Raw genomic sequence first — 17,899 nt, 5'->3', positions numbered from 1 at the left:
CAAGTCCAGTTCACGGCAGTGCCGGGCCATGCCCGGCGCGCCAACCTCAACGCACCACGTTCAACACTTCGTAGCACGCACCCATGGTGTGGTAATCCACCTTGCCGGCCGGGCTCTTCTCGTCGCTGTACTTGCGATTGTCGGCATCGAGGATGCGGAACCAGGCGCCGTACCGGTGATCGACGAAGTGTTCCCACGAATACGCCCAGATACGCTCGTACCACTGCCAATAGCGGTCATCGCCGGTACGCTTGGCCATCAGTGCGGCGGTCGCAAGCGTCTCCGCCTGCACCCAGAAATACTTGTCGTCGTCGCAGACGAAACTGTCGCCACCGATCGGGGCGCCATCCATGCCCGGCTGCCGGCGCGACTCCGGCGCGAAACCGTAGTACAGGCCACCCCGCGCCTCGTCCCAGCTGCGCGCCACGGCCACGTCGAACAGGTGCTGCGCGGTCGGCACCAGCCAGTCGACCTGCACATGGCGGTCCAGGATCAACAACAGCTTGGCCCATTCGGTCTGGTGGCCCGGCTGGAAGCCCCATGGGCGGAACAGGTGCTTGGGGTCGTCCAGGTTGTAGTCCCAGTCGATCTCCCAGTTGGAATCGTAGTGCTCCCACACCAGGCCACCGGCCTTGGCGGCCTGGCGACGGGTCATGTTGTCGGCCAGCTGCAGCGCGCGCTCCACATAGCGCTGTTCGCCGCTGGCCTCGAAGGCGGCCAGCATCGCCTCGCACATGTGCATGTTGGCGTTCTGGCCACGGTAGCCGGTGAAATTCCACTGCCCATCGGCTTCGTCCTTGTAGAGGCCGTGCTGGGGCTCCCAGAAGCGCGCCTCCAGCAGCTGCCAGGTCTCGTCCATCCATGCGCGGGCCTGTTCGAGACCGGCCTTCAGTGCGCAGCTGTAGGCCAACAGCACGAACGCCACGCCGTAGCAGTGGTTCATGTCGTCCTCGACCTTGCCGTCGCGCAGGGTCCAGGCGTAACCGCCGGTGGCCGGGTTGCGGTGCACCTCGCGCAGGTAGCGCACGCCGTGCTCGACCGCCTCACGGTACTCGGCGTTGCCGAATTCGCGGTAGGCCATCGCGTAGTTGAAGACGAAACGCGTGCTGCTCACCAGATGGCGATGGTTGGCGTCGTAGATGCTGCCGTCGTCACGGAAGTAGTGGAAGAAGCCACCGTTCGGATCGATGCACCGCGGATGGTAGAACGCCATCGTATCGGCGATGTGCGCGCGCAGGAACGCGGGCGAACGGAAGTCGGGGGAGGTGCTCATGCGTTAATGTCCTGGGCCTGCAGCAGCTGCTGCACTTCATCGAGCGAGGGCATCGCGGCGAACGCGCCCTTGCGGGTAACAGCCAGCGCACCGACCGCAGCACCGAAGCGCAGCGTGGCGGTGATCGCCTCCGGGTCCTGGCAGAAGGCGGCAAAACCGGCACCGGCGCCGCTGCGCTCCAGCAAGCCGACCAGCACGCCACCGACGAAGGCATCACCGGCCGCGGTGGTATCGACGGGAGCCACGCGGAAGCTGGTGACCGTGCCGTGGTTGTCGCGCGTGTACCAGTGCAGCGTGGCCGCACCGTCGGTGACGATCACCCAGCGCACGCGCGCAGCGAGCAGGCGCCGCAGTACCGCAGCCTCGCCATCGGCACCCAGCGGCGCGGCCAGGTAGTCCAGCTCCTCGCGCGACAGCTTGACCAGGTCGGCGCGTTCCAGCGCCTGCCACAGGCGCGGTGTCGGGTCCTCGTTCGCCGGCCACAGCGCCGGACGCAGATTGAGGTCGAGGCTGACCACCGCACCAGCCGCACGCGCGCGATCCATGCCGGCGAAGGTCGCCTCGGCGATCGCCGCTTCGGTCAGGCTGTTGGAACAGACATGGAAGCACTGTGCGCTGTCGAAGCACGCCGCCTGGAAGTCGCTGTCACGGAACAGCAGGTCGGCTGCCGGCGGGCGATAGAAGCTGAAGCTGCGCTCGCCGCTGGCATCCAGTGCGACGAAGGCCAGTGCGGTCTTGGCCGCATCGGTACGCACGATGTAATCCGTGCCCACGCCGTGCTCGACCAGGCTGTCGGCCAGGAAGTCGCCGAACATGTCGCGGCCCAGCGTGCCGACGAACTGCGTCTTCGCACCCAACCGGGCGGCCGCAACGGCAACGTTGGCCGGTGCACCACCGGCGTACTGCAGGAAGGCGCGCGGCGTGTCGGCCGAGGCCGGCGGCTGCGCTAGTAGATCGATCAAAATTTCGCCGAAGCAAACGATGGCACCCATTCCGGACTCAGCCTCCCTGCGGAATGCGGGTCGACGGGCGCGAGCCCACCAGACCGTAGAAAATAATGTAGAGGTAGCAGGCGATAGGCAGCAAGAAACTCAAGTGCAGGCCAATGCGATCGGCCAGCATGCCCTGCAGCAGCGGGATCACCGCACCACCGACAATGGCCATGATCAGCAGGCTTGACGCCTTGTTGGTCAGCGGCCCCAAGCGTTCGATTGCCAGCGAGAAGATGGTCGGGAACATGATCGAGTTGAACAGGCCCGTGGCCACGATGCCGTACATGGCCGCCTTGCCGCTGGCGGCCAGAGTCACGCCCAGCAGAATCACATTGGCGACAGCGAAGCCAGCCAGGAGACGCCGCGGCGAATACTTGGCCAACAGCCAGGAACCGGCAAAACGGCCAACCATCGCGCATCCCCAGTAGGCCGACACATACTTCGTGGCCTGCTGCTCGCTCATGCCACCGATCTCCGGCAGGGCGAGATAATTCACCATCAGACTGCCGATGGAGACTTCGGCGCCCACGTAGAAGAAGATCGCCAGCACACCGAACAACACGTGCGGCTGCTTCAGCGCATCCAGCAACGTGTGATGATTCGTATCGGCCTTCTCGGTGGTCTCGGCCAGACTGGGCAGGCGGAACAGGTAGACGAACACTGCCAGCAGCACCAGCGCGATCGCCAGGCCCACGTATGGCCCCTGCACGGAGTGCGCTTCAGCGGCGCGATAGGCCACCTGCTCGGCCACGGGCAGGGCGTCGATCTCGTCGCCGCTCTTCACCGTGGTGCTGAGGATCAGGAAGCCTCCGAACAATGGTGCCAGCGTGGTACCCAGCGAATTCAGCGCCTGGGCCAGGGTCAGGCGGCTCGAGGCGGTCTGTTCAGGCCCCAGCAGCGCTACGTACGGATTGGCAGCAACCTGCAGCACGGTGATGCCGGTGGCCAGCACGAACAATGAAGCGAGGAACGCGTCGTACGTGCGCAACGCCGCTGACGGCCAGAAGCCGAGCGCGCCGACACCGGCGATCAGCAGGCCAGCGATGATGCCCTTCTTGTAACCAAGGTGGGCCACCAGCCGGCCTGCCGGCAACGACATCAGGAAGTACGCGCCAAAGAAAGTGAACTGCACCAGCATCGCGCGCGTGTAGTTCAGCTCGAACACCGCTTTCAAGTGCGGGATCAACACATCGTTCAGACTGGTCAGGAAGCCCCACATGAAGAAGATCGTGGTGGCCACCGCCAGTGCGGCACGTGCGTTCATCACCGGCGCGGTGCCGCTGGAAGAAGAACCCGATGGACGGGGCGTTGCGGAGATCGGCATGCGGTACGCGCCTCGATGCGCGGAAGGTCGTTGTTGCGTGGAAGGGGGTATGCAGAAGGAATCAGTTCGGTCGTGCGGCACTGCTTTCGCGGATGCGCAACTGCACCGGCGCAACCGTGCGCCGTGGCGGCGCGTCCGGTTCGTCCAGCCGCTGCAGCAGCAGCGCGGCAGCCTGGCGGCCACGCTCGCGCGGGTCGGCGGTGAGCGTGGTCAACGGCGGAACCGCGACCGACGCCTCGGAAATATCGTCGAAGCCTGTCACGGCAAAATCACCGCCCGGACGGATACCGCGCGAGTTCAAGCCCAGCATCAGGCCAAGCGCGACGGTGTCGTTGTAGCAGACCGCCGCACTTGGGCGATGGCCATCGGCGAACAGCTCATCGGTGCGCGCTGCCGCTTCCAAGCGATTCGGGGCCGATTCGATCATCCAGCCCGGCGGCAGCGACAGGCCGGCCTCGGCCAGCGCCTGCTGGAAACCCGCGCGGCGCTGGTGGCAGGAACTGGATGCGGCGTGGCCCCCGAAGAAGGCGATCTGGCGATGGCCGCGCTCGATCAGGTGGCGCGTGGCCAGATAGGCGCCGTGCTGGTTGTCCAGGGTCAGGAAGTCCCAGTCGGCCCCGGCCAGTTCGCGGTTGAACAGCAGCACGTTGGCATTGGCGCCCAGTGCCTGCCGCAGCTGTGCGGTATCGCTGCCCTCGGCCGGCGACAGGATCAGGCCGGCCGGGGTGTGCTCCATCAGCGTGGACAGCACCGCCTGCTGCCGCTCCGGCGATTCACCCGTGCTGCCGAGCAGGGTCACGTAGCCACGCCCGCCCAACGCCTCGTCCACGCCCGATGCGAACTCGGCGAAGAACGGGTTGGAGAGATCGTTGATCACCAGCGCGATGCTCGACGAGGTACGACGGCGCAGGTTGGCCGCCGCGCGGTTGTAGACGTAACGCTGGCGGCGCAGTTCGGCCTCGACCTTGGCCCGGGTATCGACGTTGACCAGCGGGCTGCCACGCAGCACCAGCGACACGGTTGCCCGTGACACGCCGATCGCGCGCGCGATGTCGGTCACCGTCACCGCCTTGCCGGCGCGCTTGCTGGGACTGTTGCCGTTGTCGTTCATCGTCTTCCCGGACTCCGCTGGAGGCTCAAGCCTAATGGATCAGGGCCGTGTCGTGCCGTGCCGTTCGCTGGGTCAGCGCGAACGGCACAGTCCGGCTCAGCGCAGCTGGCTGCCCGGTGCCGCGCACCAGGACACCGGCAGGTCCTTCACCGCCGTGCCCCAGCCCTGCTCCGGCGCCTTCGCGTCGAGTGCGAACTGCAGGCGCGGGCCCTGCTGCAGGCGGTCCCAGTCCAGCCACACCGGTGCATGCGGCTGGCCGTCGACCCGCACACCCTGCACGTACTGCAGGCGGCGGCCATCGGCACCCGGCGCGTCGATGCGCAGGGTCCGGCCATTGCCCATGTCCACTTCGACCTTGCTGAAGCGCGGCGTGTGCAGCAGGAACTGGCCGCTGCCCGGCACCGCCGGGTACACGCCGATGGCGCTGAACAGGTACCAGGCCGACATCGTGCCGAGGTCATCGTTGCCGGTCACGCCATTGGGGGCATTGGTGAACAACTGCTGCGCGGCACGCACCACGGCCGCGGTCTTCCACGGCTGGCCGATCAGCGTGTACAGCCACGGCGAGTGCAGGTCCGGCTCGTTGTTCGGGTTGTAGCGGAACTGGTTGTAGTAGCTGTACGGCCCGACCACCCACGCCTTGCGGGCGGCATTGAGCGGATCGGCCTGCAGCGCGTCCATCGCGAAGAACGCATCCAGGCGGCGACCGGCCTGTTCGCGGCCGTCCATCGCTTCGACCAGGCCCGGCACGTCCTGCTGCGCCAGCCACTGGTACTGCCACGCCGTGCCCTCATGGAAACCGTGGTGCGAACGCGGACTGTAGTGGCCATCGGCCGGCGTGTACCACTGGCCATCCTCGGTGCGCGGGCGCGGGAAGCCGGTGAAACCCGTCTCGGCATCGCGCACCTGCGGGTCCCACACCTTGCGCCAGTTGCGGCCACGCTCACGGAGTGTCGCCGCATCCTGCGCATGGCCCAGGCCATCGGCCATCTGCGAGAGCGCGCAGTCGGCCAGCGCATATTCCAGCGTGGCCGAACCACCATGGTGCGGATCGACATCCATGCCCTTGGACGGGAACGCGCGGTCGTAGGCCACATAGCCCTTGTCCAGGTAGGTCGGGTTGCCGGAGCGTCCGGCCATGCGCGAGTTCAGTGGTGGCGTGCCGAAGGCATTGCGGCGCAGTGCATCCCAGGCTTGCGATTCACGGCCCTTGAGCGCGCCGAAGCGCCACAGGTCGACCATGAACGGCGTGACCGGATCGCCGGTCATGATGTTGGTCTCGAAGTTGGCATAACCCCAGCGCGGCAGCCAACCGACCTGTTCGTCGATCGCCAGCAGGGTACGGCCGATGTCGCGCGCCACGTCCGGGCGGGTCAGCGCCAGCCACTGGTTCTGCGCGCGGTAGGTATCCCACAGCGAGAAGTACTGGTAATAGGTCCAGCCATCAGCGCGGTGGATACCGTCGTCATAACCACGGTAGCGGCCGTCGGCGTCGTTGCCGGTCATCGGCTGCAGCAGCGCGTGATAGACCGCGCTGTAGAACACGGTGCGGTCATCGGCGGTGCCGCCCTGCACGCGCACCCGGCCCAACTGCTCACGCCAGGCCTGCTGGGACAGCGCGCGCATGCGGTCGAAGCCGAGCAGCGCCCCACCCTGCATGCCCTCCGCGCGCAGGTTGGTGCGCGCGCCTTCGGCATCCACGTGCGAGATCGCGCTGACCGCTGTCACCGACTGGCCCTTGGCCAGGTCGAAGCTGAGCCAGGCACCGTTCGGCTTCTGCTCGCCTTCCATGCTGTGGCGCGCGCCCGGCAGGCCACCGCCCTCGCCCCAGGTGCCATGCGCCTTGAACGGACGGTCGAACTCGATGCGGAACCAGGTGGTGTACTGATGACCGCCGCAGAAACTCTTGGTGACCAGCTTGCCCTCGACCACGCGGTCGCCGACCACATCGACCACGCTGCCGATCACCGAATGGCGCTCGTTGGCCTGGCCGACGTTGACGAGGACGTGGCCATCGCCGCTGCGCTGGCTGAAGGTGTAGCGCTCGGCCGCGGCACGGGTACGCGCGGTCGCCTCGGCATCGATGCCACCGTAGCTGGTCAGGCGCACCTTGTAGTAGCCGGCCTGGCCGACCTCGCCATCGTGGGTGTAAGCCGACGCATAGGCCTTGTGGTCGAACTGCTTGGCATTGCCGGTATCGAAATCGCCACCCGGACCGATCGAGCCGGTCACCGGCAGCACCGACACCTGCCCGCCCTGTTCCCAGCAACCCGCGCCGGACAGGAAGGAGTGGCCGAACCCGCGGATCTTCTCGTCGTCATAGCGCCAGCCCGAGTAGTGGCTGCCGATCGGACTGACCTGGATCAGGCCGAACGGTGCCGACGCACCCGGGAACGTGTTGCCGTCGTCCTTGCTGCCGATGAAGGTGTTGACCTCGCGCTCCAGCGCTGCCGGGGCAGCCTGCAGCAGCACCGGCACTGACGACAGCGCGAGCAGGCAGGCCAGGCGCACCAGCGGGCGCGAGGACAATGGGACGGCGGGAGCGGACGGCACTGGGCGCATGTCGGGTTCCTGTAGTCGATGACGCGGAGGCAGACGGCCGGGGGCGTTCGGCACCGTTCCGCTGAGCCCTGCCCTGACCTGCAGAGAGCTCCCCCTGGAATGACGCCCGACCCACCAGACCGTGAATTTAGATCGATTCAAGTAGAGCATGCAGGTTCAGCCGAATGCATTCTGCGGCGCAGCATGAGATGGGGTGTTCGGCAGGGCTGCGCCCTGCACCTGCTACGAGCTGGAGCAACAGCAACCGCAACAGCAGAAGCAACAGCAGAAGCCGGTTTCCTGTGGGGAGTCGGGGTGGGTCCGGTTGCGGGGGACGCCGTAAACCCGTCCCCGCAGTCCGACACCGCCCCGCCAAGCCACAGACAACCCAGAGCCGCTTTGGCTTTGGCTTTGGCTGTTGCCGGCCAGCGGCCGGCACTACCGCGGGTGCAGGGCGCAGCCCTGCCGACCCACCCTCCCCTGCGCACGAAAACGATTTCACTGTTTTCAGCAAACCGTCATCCCTTCGCCACGCCAGTACCATATTGCGGAGCAGCATGCGCCCACGGGCGACCCGTGCTAAAAATCGCCCGCCCATCGCTTAGATCGATCCAAGAGCGACACTGCGATGGCCGGGAGTTGGGGGAGCAGCAACAGGACGTACCAGGCCACGCGCGCGGCGCCACTGGCAGTTGCTTGGCGACAGCGACAAAGTCACTTCAAATTAGATCGATTCAAGTTGTCCGTGCCACGTCACCGGATCAATCCATGAGAGAGGGAGAGATGGGAATGAAGCATTCAACACGTACGCATGGCCAGGACGCATTGTCGTTGGCCATCGCGCTGGCCTTGGCCGCCGCCGTCATTCCGGGTGGCGCCGCCGCGCAACAGGCCGCTTCCACCGGCTCGCAGGACGCCACCACTCTGGACAGCGTCCAGGTCACCGGCTACCGCTACGCCATTGAAAAGAGCCTCGAGCAGAAGCGCGACGCCAACGCGGTGGTCGAGGTGATCACCGCCGAGGACGTCGGCAAGTTCCCCGACAAGAACGTGGCCGACGCACTGCAGCGCGTGCCCGGCGTGGTCATCACCCGCAGCGGCGGCGAAGGCAAAAGCGTCAGTGTGCGCGGCCTCGCGCCGGACCTGACCCTGACCCAGTTGAACGGCAACTTCGTCGCCTCGTCAGAGACCAACAACGAAGCGACACGCTCCTTCAACTACACCCTGCTGCCATCGAACATGTTGTCCAGCGCGGAGCTGTTCAAGTCGCCGGAAGCACGCATCGACGAAGGCGGCATCGGCGGCACGGTCATCCTGCATACCCGTCGCCCGCTGGACATGGAATCCAACTCCGGCTACGTGAACCTGGAGGGCACCACCTCCGATACCAGCCACGATGTCGATCCGCAGGCGTCCGCGCTGTACTCGTGGCACAGCAAGGATGAGCGCTTCGGCGTCCTCGTCGGCGTGACCCAGCAGAAGCGCACCACCCGCACCATGGAAGCCAGCACCGAGGACTACCAGTGGTACGGCAATGGCACCACGGCCCGCGATGCCAACGGCAACCTGCTGGAGCAGGATGGCATCCACTACTGGTGGGGCCAGTCCGGCTTCAACAACCAGGCTGGCAAGAACTACAGCGAATTCTTCATGCCGACCTCGGTGAACTTCGCGGTGAAGGAAGAAAAGCGCGAGCGCAAGGGCGGCCAGCTGACCTTCCAGTTCAAGCCGGTCGACAACGTCACGATGACCGCGAACTACTTCCGCTTCGAGCTGCAGGGTGACTACACCCAGAACATGCTGAAGGTGCCGGAGTGGAACCTGGCCCGCTACAACCAGGACGGCAACTGGGCCGGCGGCCGCCTGCTCAACGGCCTGGATTTCGACCCGAGTGGCAGCATCGTCACGGGTGCGCAGTACCAGAAGCTGGCCGGAAAGACCTATTACTGCAGTGAGGAAGAAGCAGCGGCAGCCGGCCTGGAACCCGGTGGCTGGGGCCCGGACGACTGCACCATCCCCACTCCGCAGCTCACCGGTGGATACAGCAAGGAAAAGGCACTGTCGCAGACCGCCGACCTGACCATCGACTGGGATATCAGCCCGCTGTGGAAGGCCTCGTTCACCGGCGGCCGCACCTGGTCCGAAGGTGGTCCGTCGATGAATTTCCGCATGTCGGCCAAGCCGCGCCGCAAGGTTGGCAACCAGTGGCAGTCCGGCAACCAGTACACCGCCTGGGACCTGACCGGCACGCCGTCGGTGCAGTTCTCGCCGGACCTGCAGCAGCAGTTGATGGCGGGCGTGGCCGAAGTCGATACCGGCTCGACCGATTCGTCGTGGATGCAGACCGAGGTCAAGCAGAACTACTTCCAGGCCGACGTCACCAAGCTGTTCGAGGCCGGCTGGCTGGATTCGATCCAGTTCGGCGCCAAGTACCGCGATGGCAAGGTCCACCGCAACACCGGCAACACCTATTGGGTGTGCCCGGGCCTGGATCCGTCCGACTATGACAACAATCGCTACCAGGCCGGCTGCGATCCGACCGCAGGCGATGCGCAACCGGGCTTCTTCCTGTCCAACCCGATCAGCAACATCACCGGCGCGTTCAACGCCAACGTGTTCCCGGGCATCAACTACCCGGCCTACATCGACTACCTGAACAAGACCTACGGTGGCTCGCACAACCGTACCGAAGAAGACTTCGTCTACGACGTCAACGAGAAGATCCATTCCGGCTACTTCCAGGCCAACTTCCGCACTGAGCGGGTACGCGGCAACATCGGCGTGCGCGTGGTGCGGACCAAGCAGTTCGCCCAGTCCAGCGATTCGGTCGAGCGCTTCAACGACTATTTCGTCGACAACGCCAGCGGCGCGCCGATGAGCTGCGATGATCCGGCCGCCGACCCGAACCTGCGCTGCCAGGGTGGCTTCGTCCGCCTGCCCGACCCGCAGGTGCGCGACAAGGTGTATGCCCTGTCGTCGCTGGAAAAGACCTATACCGACGTGCTGCCCAGCTTCAACATTGCCTGGGACATCACCGACAACCTGGTGCTGCGTGGCGCGGCATCGAAGGTGGTCGCGCGCCCGAGCTACACCAGCATCGCCTATCCCGGTGGTCTGCGTTACATCAGCGAAGAGTACGCCAACGACCGCCGCGTCACCGGCGGCACCGACACGCCCGGCTGGTACGGCTCGGGCAGCAACAAGGCGCTGGAACCGTTCAAGGCAGTGCAGTTCGACCTGGGCCTGGAGTGGTACTTCAAGCCGGGCGCGGTCGCAGGTGTTTCGCTGTTCCGCAAGAACGTGGACAACTTCACCGTGCCGGTGGTGCGCGACCAGCAGATGAACGTCGGCGGGCAGTCGGTCACCGTGCAGAAGTACGAGACCCAGGCCAACGGCCGCGATGGCGTGTCGCAGGGCGTGGAACTGTATGGCCAGTACACGTTCGACTTCGGACTGGGCGTGCAGGCCAACTACACCTACAACGACACCAACCTGGCCTCGATCGTGCTGGATGGCGAGGAAATCGGCTCCTCGCCGCTGGTCGGCAGTGCCAAGAACCAGGCCAACGTTACGGTGTTCTACGAGAACGACAAGTTCCTGGCGCGCGCCTCGTACAACCGTCGTGGTGAAGTGGTCGGCGGCCTGAACAATGGCATGACCACCTACACCAAGCCTTACAGCCAGCTTGACCTGAACGTGGCCTACAACCTCACCCCGGACTGGACGGTGACCGCCGCCGTGCTGAATGCCACCAAGTCCGAGCTGCGCAGCTACATCGGCAACGACAGCCAGGCCCGCCTGCTGTCCAATCTGTACGCCGGGCGCCAGCTGTATTTCGGCGTGAACTGGAAGTTCTGAGGCAGCGCCGGGCCTGGCCCGGCGTAGTCTTGCCCGCCCCGACGGGAATGGTCCTCCACGGCAGCCGCGCTGGTACAGGCGGCTGCCGTTTTCATGGGTGCCTGCGCCGCCGTTCAGCCACCTGCTTGACCCTGCCATCGTTGGAAGGTGCACACTGGTTTCATCTCACGAGCACCGAAGGAGCTACAGATGGAATTCCATGTTGACGGCATGACCTGCGGCGGCTGCGCGCGCAGCGTGACCCGCGCGATCCAGCAGATCGATCCGAGCGCCAGTGTGGTGGCCGATCCGCCGACCGGCCTGGTCAAGGTGCAGACCACCGCATCACAGGAGCAGGTGTTCGCCGCGCTGAACGATGCGGGGTTCCCGCCGCGCACTGCCTGATCCCCTGCTTTCTGCCACAGCGGAGCCCGCCCCCTGCACTGTCACTGGGCGGGCTTTTCAGTGCATGCGAACATGAAAACTCAGTGCTTGCGTGCGCGGCGGCGCACCGCGCCGGTCTTGGCCGCTTCCACCGGCAGCGGAGCCTCATCGTCTTCACCCAGCCGCTGCAGGATCGGGCATTCCGGGCGCTCATCGCCGGCACAGCAGCGGATCAGCGATTTCAGCGTGTCGGCCATCTGCCGCATGTGCTCGATGCGCTGTTCCAGGTCGGCGATGTGCTGCTCGGCCAGCTGCTTGACGTCGGCACTGTGGCGCGACGTGTCGTTCCACAGGCCCAGCAGGTCGCCGATCTCGGCCACCTGGAAGCCGAGATCGCGCGCGCGGCGGATGAAGCGCAGGCGATGGATGTCGGCCTGCGAATACGCCCGATAGCCCGACTCCGTTCTATCCGCCGCAGGAATCAGGCCGATCTGTTCGTAGTAGCGGATCATTTTCGCCGACACGCTGGAGGCCTTGGCGGCGTCACCGATATTCATGCGATTCTCCTTCAGTGGGTCGCAACGGCGGCATCCGCCATCGGCGGCTGGAAGCGGCGCAGGCGCAGTGCGTTGCCCAGCACGAACACACTGGACAGCGCCATCGCACCGGCCGCGAACACCGGCGACAGCAGCACGCCCCAGGCCGGGTACAGCACGCCGGCGGCCACCGGAATCAACGCGGTGTTGTAGGCGAAGGCCCAGAACAGGTTCTGCCGGATGTTGCCCAGCGTCGCCTTCGACAGCGCAATGGCATTGGGCACGCCCTGCAGGTTACCCGACATCAGCACCACGTCGGCCGACTCCACCGCGATATCGGTGCCGGTACCAATGGCCAGGCCGACATCGGCTTCAGCCAACGCAGGGGCATCGTTGATGCCGTCGCCGACGAAGGCGACGCGCCCATGCGTGGCCTTCAGCCGACGCACTGCCTCGACCTTGCCTTCCGGCAGCACCTCGGCCACCACTTCATCGATGCCGAGCTGGCGCGCGATCGCCTGTGCGGTCCCGGCGTTGTCGCCGGTGATCATCGCCACCTTCAGGCCCAACCGATGCAGCGCCGCGATCGCTGCGGGGGTGCTCGGCTTGATCGGATCGGATACCGCAATGATCGCGGCCAGGCGTCCATCGATGGCCACGTACATCGGTGACTTGCCCTGCGTGCCGAGTTCCGCCGCCAATGCTGCGAATGCGGTGATGTCCACGCCCAGGTCGCGCATGAAGCGATCGGCACCGACCTCCACGCGTGCACCCTCGACACTGGCCCGCACGCCCATGCCGGTGACCGATTCGAAGTCGACCATGCCCGGCAACGCGATGCCCTGCCCGGTCGCGGCATCAACAATCGCGCGGGCGATAGGATGCTCCGAGCGCGACTCCACCGCGGCCACTGCCGCCAGAACCCTGTTGCGATCGAAGCCGGCAGCAATCTCCAGATCGGTCAGGCGCGGGCGGCCTTCGGTCAGCGTGCCGGTCTTGTCCACCGCCACCACCTGCGCGTCCTTCAGCAGCTGCAGGGCCTCGCCCTTGCGGAACAGCACGCCCATTTCGGCGCCACGACCGGTTCCGACCATGATCGAGGTCGGCGTGGCCAGGCCCATCGCGCACGGGCAGGCAATGATCAGCACCGCCACCGCATTGACCAGTGCGAAGCTCAGTGCCGGCGATGGTCCGAAGATCAACCAGACCGCGAAGGTCGCCAGCGCGGCCAGCATCACCGCCGGCACAAACCACAACGTGACCTTGTCGACCACCGCCTGGATCGGCAGCTTCGAGCCCTGCGCCTGTTCGACCATGCGGATGATCTGCGCCAGCAGGGTCTGCGCGCCCACGGCCGTGGCCCGCACCGTCAGTGCGCCCTTCTGGTTGACCGTGCCACCCACCACGTTGCTGCCGGGCAGCTTCTCGACCGGAATCGGCTCGCCGCTGATCATCGATTCATCGATGTAGCTGCGGCCTTCAACCACCTCGCCATCCACCGGCACGCGCTCGCCCGGGCGCACTTCCACCAGGTCGCCGCTCTGCACTTCATTGATCGGGATGTCGACCGCGCGGCCGTCACGGACCACATGGGCCACCTTGGCCTGCAGGTTGACCAGGCGCTTGATCGCTTCGGAGGTGCGGCCCTTGGCCCGGGCCTCCAGGAAGCGGCCGAGCAGGATCAGCGCGACGATCACCGCCGCCGCTTCGTAGTAGACGTTCACCGTGCCCGGCGGCAGCAGCCGCGGTGCAAAGGTCGCTACCACCGAATAGCCGAACGCCGCGGCGGTGCCCACCGCCACCAGTGAATTCATGTCCGGCGCCAGCCGCAGCAGCGCCGGGAAGCCCTTCTGGTAGAAGCGGCGCCCGGGGATGGCCAGCACCAGGAGCGTCAGTGCGAACTGCAGGTACCAGCTGGCCTGCATGCTGAGGGTGGACATCACCCATGCGTGCATGCCGGGGATCAGGTGCGAGCCCATTTCCAGTACGAACACCGGCAGTGCCAGCGCGGTGGCCACGATCAGGTCGCGCTTCAGTCCGGCGCGCTCGGCATCCTTCTTTTCCGCAGCCTGATCATCGGACTGCACACCCGCCTCGATCACACGTGCGTCATAGCCGGCCTTGTCGATCGCGGCGACCAGCGCAGCCACGTCCGCCATGCCACGCACCGTGGCGCGCTCGGTGGCCAGGTTGACGCTGGCCTGGCTGACGCCGGGCACGGCCAACAGCGCGCGTTCGACACGGCCCACGCAGGAAGCGCAGGTCATGCCTTCGACCGCCAGCTCGGTGGTCGCCGCGGGCACGTCATAGCCCACCCGCTCCACCGCCTGGACAAGCGCCGCGCGATCCACCGGGCCCGACGGACGAATGTCCGCCCGCTCGGTGGCCAGGTTCACCGAGACACTGCCCACGCCCTCGACCCTGGACAGTGCTGCCTCGACCCGGCCCACGCAGCTGGCGCAGGTCATGCCCTCGATGGGCAGGCTGATGGTGGAGGGGCTGGCGGGGGCGGCAGCGGCGCGCGGCGTGCTCATGATCGGATTCCCGGGTTTCCTTCTGGATGCGGACAGGCTAAACCTTGCCATCGTGGGAAGGTCAAATCCAGCCTGTCCGCATGCCTGAAGGGAGCGCCGCCCCCGCCGTCCCGTTTCCGCATCCACGCATGGCGTGGATCCAGCGGCGGAGGTCGGTCTCCTCAGAAGGTGAACACATACTCCAATGCGAACTCGCGGCCGACCGCGCTCAGCAACCGGGTCGGGGCGAAGTCATAGTCCAGCTTGTACGGGTCCTTGTGGTTCCAGCTGGCCGAATTGAACACGTTGTTGACGTAGACATTGACCTTGGCGTGCTCGGTCACCTGGTAACCCACGTTGACGTTCCAGGTGATGAACGGGCCGACCCGGCCGAAATAGCGCGAGGTCTGCTGGCCCGCGTTGGGGTTCGGGTTCACCGAGCCATCCGGCAGCTGTGCCGGTTCCAGGCAGTTCAGCGACGGGCTGTCACTGGGCACGTAGCCGTCGGCGAACGGCAGGCAGCCGCCGGGATTGTCCAGGCGGTCGGTGCCCCAGTGATAGCGCACGCCCGGCACCGAGCCCACGCGGTCGGCATAGACGTTGGCGTTCCAGTTGCCGCGCTGCCAGGCCAGGCTCGCGCGCAGCTTGCTGCGCAGGTCCCGGTCGCGCCGTTCCGGGTTCGGGTCGTTGGCGTAGCGCTGTTCCTTGGTCGAGATCTGGTTGGTGTAGTTCAGGCCCAGCTGGAAGCTGCCCCACTGCGCGGTTTCCAGGCGATAGCGTGCAGTCAGGTCGATGCCGCGCACTTCCCGGCTGGCCAGGTTGAACGGGCCGCGCTCGATCGATACCAGGCGGCCGCTGCTGTCGCGGTTCACGCGGGCCAGGATGCCGGCGCAATAGTCGCCACCGGCCGGATTGGCCCACGGCGTGCCATCGATGTTCTTGCCGGTCAGGCAGCCGGCCTCGCTGGCCAGCACCTCGTCGGCGCCGACGTCGACGATCATGTCTTCCAGCTTGATCGCCCAGTAGTCGGCGCTGAACGACAGGTTCGGCATCACGTCCCAGACGAAGCCGACCGTCCACGAATCGCCGGTTTCCGAACGCAGCAGCGGCGTGCCACGCCGGTTCACGTCGAAGGTGTACCAGATATCGGTGTTGCCCACGCCACAGTTGTTGACCAGGTAGGCACCGCTCTGGATGCAGCGCAGGCGGTCATAGGTCTGCACTTCGGAACTGCTCGGCTGGCCCAGCAGGTAGTGCATGTCCGGCGCGTGGAAACTGGTGGCATACGAGCCACGCACCAGCAGCGATTCGACCGGGCGCCATTCCAGGCCGACGTTCCAGGTGGTCTCCTTCTGGCTGCCGATATCCAGCGCTTCACTGCTGTCATCGGCCTTGTAGTTGCCATAGCGGTCGTAGCGGGCGGCGGCGGTGGCCGTCACGCTCTCCAGCAGCGGGATCTTGAACTCGACGCCGGCCGAGTAACGGGTGCGCTCGCCGCCACCGCGATCGACGTTCTGCAGATCGAAGTCGATGCCGGCGCGCGGGTCCGGGCTGAGGTGATAGCCCTGCTGCGCGACTTCGGCCACGGCGGCGAACGAGATCGGGCCGGCCCAGCCCTGAAACAGCTCGCCGGTGATGTCCGCCGAGGCCTGGTTGACCCACGATGACGCGCGGTTCCTGGCGACCGTGCCCATCTGCCAGTACTGGTCCGGCGTGAGCGGATTCCACCAGCGCGATTCGTTCAACGCGTAGATCGCCTCGCCATCGGCGGTGGTACCCAGGCGCGGGCCGAGGAAGAAGTCGTACGACTTCTGCTCGTCCACCACGTTCTGCCGTTCTTCCACGCGATAGTAGGAACGCCCCACCGTGGCGCTCCAGTCGAAGCGGTCGGCAAGGCGGCCACGCAGGCCCGCGCTCCAGTCCCATGACAGCTCGCGGTTGGTGTTGCGCAGGGTGTCCAGGCCGCCGACTTCGTTCGGGGTGAACTGGCGCACGCCCAGGATCGGGCGGTTGCGGTTGGCATCCCAGTAATAGCCGTTGTCGTCGTCGATCAGCGAGACGCTGGGCGGGTTGGTGCCCCAGATCGCTTCGGAGCGGTACACCGCCAGGTTGGTCCAGGCCTGCAGGTCGCTGCTGAAATCGAAGGTGGCATACAGGTTGCCGTACACGTTCTCGGCACCACCGGTCAGCAGCCAGTTGGCGTAGTCGGCGCTCATGCCGCACAGGCGGCCGGTGTTGGTGATGGTGTTGGTAGCGTAATTGTAGACGAGCCGATCGGCAGTGTAGTACTCGCCGTCGAACTTCTCGCAGGTGCCTGCAGGCGGTGCCAGGCGCTGGCCGTTGGTCGGGTCGATCAATGCCAGGCCCGAGGTGGGGCGGAAGCCGACCTTGCGCTGCTCCATGTTCCAGGAGGGATACGGTGCGTCGTCGGCGTCGTCCATCTGCGGTCGGTCGCGTCCGAACAGCGGATCGCGCTTGGTGTACTGCAGCGCGTAGGTCACGCTCCAGTTGTCGCCGGTCTTGCCGCCGGCCCAGGACAGGTCCCAGGTATCTCGCCCACCTTCTGTGGAGGTACCGCCACGCACGCGCACTTCGTCGCCGTCGTAGTTGGTCTTGAGGATGACGTTGACCACGCCGGCGATCGCATCCGAACCGTAGATCGCCGAGGCGCCGCCGGTCAGTACTTCGATGCGCTCGACCGCGGCAGCGGGAATGTTGCCGTAGTTGGAGAAGTTGGTTTCACCGCCATACGGCAGCGGGTAATCGGCCACGCGACGGCCGTTGACCAACAGCAGCGAGCGGTTCGGGCCCATGCCGCGCAGGTTCAGGCCACTGGCGTTGGGCGTGTGCGAGCCCCATTGCGAGGCGGCTTCAACGGTGCCGGTCGCTTCGGTGAGCGTCTTCAGCGCGTCATACACGCTGACGAAGCCCTCTTTCTGGATCTGCTGCGCGGTAATCACGTTGACCGGGGCCGGGCCTTCGACCGCGGCGCGCTTGATGCGCGAACCGGTAACGGTGACCGCATCCAAGTCTTTGGTGGACGAACTGGCCGCTTCCTGTGCGCCCGCGGCCAGGGGCAACAGGGCCAGGACCAGTGCCTGGGACAGCAGGTGACGACGCTTGTGGACGATCTGAGCCATGGGTGGTTGCTCTTCGAAGATGTGGACGCACGGGCGGACGGTGGCGCGGCACTACGACGGATCCAGGCGCCTGGATCGGTTCACGACCGATATGGCACCTCCCCTGTGGATCGATCCAAACTAAAGCACAGCTGAACCACGCCGGGCATGCGGCGATGCAGCAACACCCTACGCAATGCCGCTATCAGCCGCAGGTATCAAGAACAATCAAAGGGTTGCGAAACATCGCTGAGAGAACAGCGCACACG

General features: G+C 66.0%; 10 protein-coding genes. 2 read left to right on the top strand and 8 right to left on the bottom strand.

Annotation, left to right across the window (positions count from 1 at the left end; all coding sequences use genetic code 11):
- Positions 1-46 precede the first annotated feature (46 nt).
- The 5 genes from ROV93_RS04160 to ROV93_RS04140 form a co-directional block, all read right to left on the bottom strand.
- The gene (locus tag ROV93_RS04160) at positions 47-1,273 is read right to left on the bottom strand and encodes an AGE family epimerase/isomerase (RefSeq protein WP_065177594.1); all 1,227 of its coding nucleotides are present in this window, start codon (positions 1,271-1,273) and stop codon (positions 47-49) included.
- Positions 1,270-2,265 carry a carbohydrate kinase gene (locus ROV93_RS04155; RefSeq protein ID WP_072169084.1) on the bottom strand — a complete coding sequence of 332 codons (996 nt, stop codon included), beginning with the start codon at positions 2,263-2,265 and terminating at the stop codon, positions 1,270-1,272. Before ROV93_RS04155 ends, ROV93_RS04160 begins: the two co-directional genes overlap by 4 nt.
- Before the next feature lie 7 nt (positions 2,266-2,272).
- Positions 2,273-3,529: an L-fucose:H+ symporter permease gene (gene fucP, locus ROV93_RS04150; protein WP_227837248.1), complete on the bottom strand. Its 1,257-nt coding sequence runs from the start codon at positions 3,527-3,529 to the stop codon at positions 2,273-2,275.
- 121 nt (positions 3,530-3,650) lie between these two features.
- Positions 3,651-4,700 carry a LacI family DNA-binding transcriptional regulator gene (locus tag ROV93_RS04145; protein ID WP_061479246.1) on the bottom strand — a complete coding sequence of 350 codons (1,050 nt, stop codon included), beginning with the start codon at positions 4,698-4,700 and terminating at the stop codon, positions 3,651-3,653.
- Positions 4,701-4,796: 96 nt separating this feature from the next.
- Positions 4,797-7,262, bottom strand: a complete 2,466-nt coding sequence (locus tag ROV93_RS04140; protein ID WP_072169082.1) for a GH92 family glycosyl hydrolase — start codon at positions 7,260-7,262, stop codon at positions 4,797-4,799.
- A gap of 762 nt (positions 7,263-8,024) precedes the next feature.
- Here ROV93_RS04140 and ROV93_RS04135 point away from each other — a divergent pair.
- A complete protein-coding gene (locus ROV93_RS04135; RefSeq protein ID WP_072169080.1) occupies positions 8,025-11,099 on the top strand; it encodes a TonB-dependent receptor in 3,075 nt (1,024 codons plus the stop codon).
- A 189-nt stretch (positions 11,100-11,288) separates the two neighbouring features.
- Complete coding sequence (locus tag ROV93_RS04130) at positions 11,289-11,483, top strand: heavy-metal-associated domain-containing protein (RefSeq protein ID WP_005416342.1); 195 nt, start codon at positions 11,289-11,291, stop codon at positions 11,481-11,483.
- An 80-nt stretch (positions 11,484-11,563) separates the two neighbouring features.
- Here the strand turns inward: ROV93_RS04130 and cueR are convergent, their stop codons facing one another.
- From cueR to ROV93_RS04115, 3 genes are all read right to left on the bottom strand, one after another.
- On the bottom strand, positions 11,564-12,019 hold the full coding sequence (gene cueR, locus ROV93_RS04125) for a Cu(I)-responsive transcriptional regulator (RefSeq protein ID WP_065177589.1): 456 nt from the start codon (positions 12,017-12,019) through the stop codon (positions 11,564-11,566).
- An 11-nt stretch (positions 12,020-12,030) separates the two neighbouring features.
- Positions 12,031-14,532 carry a heavy metal translocating P-type ATPase gene (locus tag ROV93_RS04120; protein ID WP_072169079.1) on the bottom strand — a complete coding sequence of 834 codons (2,502 nt, stop codon included), beginning with the start codon at positions 14,530-14,532 and terminating at the stop codon, positions 12,031-12,033.
- A 161-nt stretch (positions 14,533-14,693) separates the two neighbouring features.
- Complete coding sequence (locus tag ROV93_RS04115) at positions 14,694-17,651, bottom strand: TonB-dependent receptor (RefSeq protein ID WP_072169078.1); 2,958 nt, start codon at positions 17,649-17,651, stop codon at positions 14,694-14,696.
- Positions 17,652-17,899: the final 248 nt, after the last annotated feature.

Origin of the sequence: Stenotrophomonas maltophilia group sp. msm4, assembly GCF_032025605.1 — a bacterium.
Classification (GTDB): Bacteria; Pseudomonadota; Gammaproteobacteria; order Xanthomonadales; family Xanthomonadaceae; genus Stenotrophomonas; species Stenotrophomonas sepilia.
The sequence above is the reverse complement of the archived record's forward strand: the minus strand, read 5'-3'. Positions and strand labels throughout refer to the sequence as shown.

Excerpts from the sequence above, each read along its gene's own strand:
- ROV93_RS04160 (WP_065177594.1), bottom strand. The coding sequence starts at position 1,273 with ATGAGCACCTCCCCCGACTTCCGTTCGCCCGCGTTCCTGCGCGCGCAC.
- ROV93_RS04155 (WP_072169084.1), bottom strand. The coding sequence starts at position 2,265 with ATGGGTGCCATCGTTTGCTTCGGCGAAATTTTGATCGATCTACTAGCG.
- fucP (WP_227837248.1), bottom strand. The coding sequence starts at position 3,529 with ATGAACGCACGTGCCGCACTGGCGGTGGCCACCACGATCTTCTTCATG.
- ROV93_RS04145 (WP_061479246.1), bottom strand. The coding sequence starts at position 4,700 with ATGAACGACAACGGCAACAGTCCCAGCAAGCGCGCCGGCAAGGCGGTG.
- ROV93_RS04140 (WP_072169082.1), bottom strand. The coding sequence starts at position 7,262 with ATGCGCCCAGTGCCGTCCGCTCCCGCCGTCCCATTGTCCTCGCGCCCG.
- ROV93_RS04135 (WP_072169080.1), top strand. The coding sequence starts at position 8,025 with ATGGGAATGAAGCATTCAACACGTACGCATGGCCAGGACGCATTGTCG.
- ROV93_RS04130 (WP_005416342.1), top strand. The coding sequence starts at position 11,289 with ATGGAATTCCATGTTGACGGCATGACCTGCGGCGGCTGCGCGCGCAGC.
- cueR (WP_065177589.1), bottom strand. The coding sequence starts at position 12,019 with ATGAATATCGGTGACGCCGCCAAGGCCTCCAGCGTGTCGGCGAAAATG.
- ROV93_RS04120 (WP_072169079.1), bottom strand. The coding sequence starts at position 14,532 with ATGAGCACGCCGCGCGCCGCTGCCGCCCCCGCCAGCCCCTCCACCATC.
- ROV93_RS04115 (WP_072169078.1), bottom strand. The coding sequence starts at position 17,651 with ATGGCTCAGATCGTCCACAAGCGTCGTCACCTGCTGTCCCAGGCACTG.